Source organism: Chloroflexota bacterium (assembly GCA_026389585.1).
In the GTDB taxonomy this organism is placed as follows: Bacteria; Chloroflexota; Dehalococcoidia; order UBA2247; family RBG-13-53-26; genus JAPLHP01.
The window spans coordinates 1-3,504 of sequence record JAPLHP010000006.1; the positions used below are offsets into that span (position 1 = coordinate 1).

At 50.8% G+C, this 3,504-nt stretch carries 3 protein-coding genes; all 3 read left to right on the top strand.

All coding sequences use genetic code 11. The features are described 5' to 3' along the window. The first annotated feature begins 185 nt into the window (after nucleotides 1-185). Nucleotides 186-1,403, top strand: coding sequence for a bifunctional glutamate N-acetyltransferase/amino-acid acetyltransferase ArgJ (gene argJ, locus NTZ04_00285; protein MCX5990766.1), 1,218 nt, complete (start codon nucleotides 186-188; stop codon nucleotides 1,401-1,403). Between the two features lie 152 nt (nucleotides 1,404-1,555). Then, entirely contained in the window at nucleotides 1,556-2,353 is a 798-nt protein-coding gene (gene argB, locus NTZ04_00290; GenBank protein MCX5990767.1) for an acetylglutamate kinase, read from the top strand. 18 nt (nucleotides 2,354-2,371) lie between these two features. Then, a partial coding sequence (locus NTZ04_00295; protein ID MCX5990768.1) for an aspartate aminotransferase family protein occupies nucleotides 2,372-3,504 on the top strand: 1,133 nt, incomplete at its 3' end.

Below are 3,504 nucleotides of genomic sequence, written 5' to 3' on the forward strand. Positions count from 1 at the left end.
ACTCCTTCCGTGCTCTAATATCCATTGGCTAGCTTTCATCTCCTTCACCACTTAAGCTAGCCCAATTCTCCCCCATTTCGGTTACCTTTTACATGAGTCAACCACCATCCCTTCGGTTACATTTTAGATGAGGCAATTCGAGGGTTAGACAAGAGGCGGGCAGTAACCTATAATTTCCCATACCAATGGGCTCTAGATATAAGACTATCCCCCGTGGTACAGTGACCACCCCAAAGGGTTTTGTTGCTGGTGCTGCTTATGCCGGGATAAAGACCAGAGGAGACGATCTCCTGGATCTGGGTATCCTCTGCTCGGAGTCTCCCTGCGTAGCAACGGGTGTCTTTACCACCAACAGGGTTAAGGCAGCCCCGGTGCTTCTATGTCAGGAGAGACTAGCCCATAAGAGAGCTCAAGCCATAGTGGTCAACTCCGGCTGCGCCAACGCTTGTACCGGAGGCCAGGGACTGGCCGATTCTGCTGAGATGGCTGCCCTTACTGCTAAGAAACTGGGGTTATCCCCGGAGGAGGTCCTGGTCGCCAGCACCGGCGTCATTGGTGTTCCCTTGCCTATGGATCATATCCGTGGTGGGATCGGGCAGGTTGTCCTCTCCCGCGAAGGTGGTCACCATCTGGTGCGGGCAATGATGACCACTGATACCTTCCCCAAGCAGATAGCCGTGAGCATCAATCTTGCTGGTAAGAAGGCCACCATTGGTGGCGTTGCCAAAGGCGCAGGCATGATCCATCCGAACATGGCTACCTTGCTCTGTTTTCTGACCACGGATGCTGCTCTGGAGGATGAGTTTGCTGAAGCATCCCTGCGAAAGGCAGTAGACGATTCTTTTAATATGATCACTGTAGATGGTGATACCAGCACCAATGATACCGTCCTGTTGCTCGCCAATGGACTGGCTGGCAATGAGCCTCTGAGCACTGGCACACCCGGGGGAGAGGTTTTCCAGGATGCTCTTCAGCAGGTTTGCGTCTACCTGGCTAAGTGTGTTGCTCGAGACGGCGAGGGGGCAACTAGGTTAATAGAAGTGAAGGTTGAGGGAGCAGCTACTGGGAAGGATGCTCGCCTGGCTGCCCGGGCTGTAGCCGGTTCTTCGCTGGTCAAAGCTGCAGTACACGGGGCTGACCCTAACTGGGGGAGGATAATTGCGGCTGTGGGCCGGAGTGGTGCAAGAGTGGACCAGTCGAAAGTAGATCTTTACCTTGGTAATCTATGTCTTTTGAAGTCTGGAACTCCAGTGCCTTTTGACATCGGGAAAGCAAGACAAATTTTGAGCAATAGCGACGTACCTATCGCGGTACATCTCAACCTTGGGCACAAACGAGCTGTTGCCTGGGGCTGCGACTTATCCCAGGAATACGTGGTTATCAATAGCGCTTATGCCACCTGAAGTGTTTCAGTCTATCGATCTGCATTGATCCTCACCTCAATAGCTCCCCAAGATCCCCACAGATTATCAACATAGCACAATAAATCATATCCTACGCGTGTCGTTGATAACAGCTTACGCTTCTGCTATCCTTGATTGATTGAGGATGACTATTGGAATCTCGAAAATCCCCGACAGGGATCATCGTCGTAAAGCTGGGGGGTAGTACCCTTGGCAGCCATGATACCACTCTGACTGATTTAGTTGAGCTCCAAAAAAGAGGGAGACTGACTATTGTCGTTCATGGTGGTGCTAATGTAGTCACGGAATGGCTCGGCCGGCTCGGCGTTTCTACTAGATTTGTAAACGGCTTAAGGGTAACTGATGCTGAGACACTTAAAGTAGTAGTTGCTATCCTGGCCGGACTGGTCAATAAAGAGTTGGTTGCGGCTATCGAGTCTTTGGGTGGACGGGCGATAGGGTTGAGCGGCATCGACGGTGGCCTTTTGGGAGCCTCGATCAAGGATGCTCAAATGGGTTATGTTGGTGAAGTAGTTAAGGTGAATCCGGAGCCGCTTCAAGCGATACTGGGAGCTGGCTTTATTCCTGTGGTTGCCCCGCTGAGCTTTCAGTCACCACCTGACCCAGGCGACAATGGATTCATCCTCAATGTCAATGGGGATACCGCTGCCGGCAGGATTGCTGCTGCCATTGCTGCCGAGGAACTGATCTTTCTTACTGATGTGGCTGGTATCTACAATACTTCGGGTGAACTGATTCCTCAGCTCTCGCCGCAGGAAGCAAAGACTTTGCTTGACTCAGGAGTAGCTTCGGGCGGGATGATACCCAAAATAGAAGCTTGCCTTCTGGCCGCTCCCACTGTGCACAAAACGCGGATTATTGATGGCAGGTTACCCCATGCCTTAATCAAGGAAGTAGATGGCAAAATGGCAGGAACCACCATTGCCTGAATACCCAAGGAGCTGACTATGACCAATTGGCATAAACTGGAACAAAAATATTTGATGCATACCATCGAGCGTTTGCCGGTGACCCTGGTTCGCGGACAGGGAGCGAAGGTATGGGATGACAAAGACAAAGAGTACCTTGATTTTGTTGGTGGTTTGGCAGTAAATAGTCTGGGGCATTGTCACCCCGTAGTATCTCAAGTACTTGCTGAGCAGGCGAAGACGTTAATCCAGACCTCAAATCACTTTTACACTATTCCCCAGATACGCCTGGCGGAACTTTTGGTGCAGAATAGTTGCTTCGACAAAATATTCTTCTGCAATAGCGGCGCCGAGGCAAATGAAGGAGCGGTGAAGCTGGCGCGCCGGTTTGGCAAGCTCTATCTTAACGGAGCCTTTGAGGTGATTACCACCTTCAATTCGTTCCATGGCCGAACGCTGGCAATGGTAGCAGCTACGGGACAGAAGAATCTCCAGGAACCTTATACGCCTCTGGTCAACGGCTTTGTAAACGTGGAATACAACCGGATTGAGGCCATAAAACAGGCTACAAACAGCCAGACTTGTGCTGTAATGCTGGAACCAATACAAGCCGAAGGGGGAGTGAATGTCCCTTCGAAGGACTACCTCCAGAAAGTCCGGGACTGGTGCGACAAGAAAAAGATTCTCCTTATCCTGGACGAAATCCAAACCGGCATGGGGAGAACAGGGACACTTTTTGCCTATCAGCAGTATGGTGTTGAGCCAGATATCATGACCCTGGCAAAAGGATTGGCCAGCGGGGTACCTATCGGCGTTGTGATGGCTAAGAAGAAGGCAGACGTCTTTAAGGCTGGAGAACATGGCTCCACCTTTGGGGGTAACCCTCTGGCATGTGCTGCTGCTTATGCTGCTGTGAAGTTCATTATTGAGAACGATGTGACGGGCAATGTCGAGAGAGTAGGACAATACCTCAACAAGAGACTTGAGGAATTGAAAACAGAATTTGACTTTATCGATGAGGTACGTGGTAGAGGCTTTTTGCAGGCAATGCAATTCAATAAGGATATTGCTGACGGCGTAGTAATGGCTTGTTTGCGGAAAGGCTTGCTAGTTAACCGGGTAAAGCCCAATGCTTTGCGCTTCATACCTCCTCTAATCATCGGAGAGAGTGT

Bases quoted from the DNA above. Each gene is read 5' to 3' on its own strand.
- argJ (MCX5990766.1), top strand. From the start codon at position 186: ATGGGCTCTAGATATAAGACTATCCCCCGTGGTACAGTGACCACCCCA.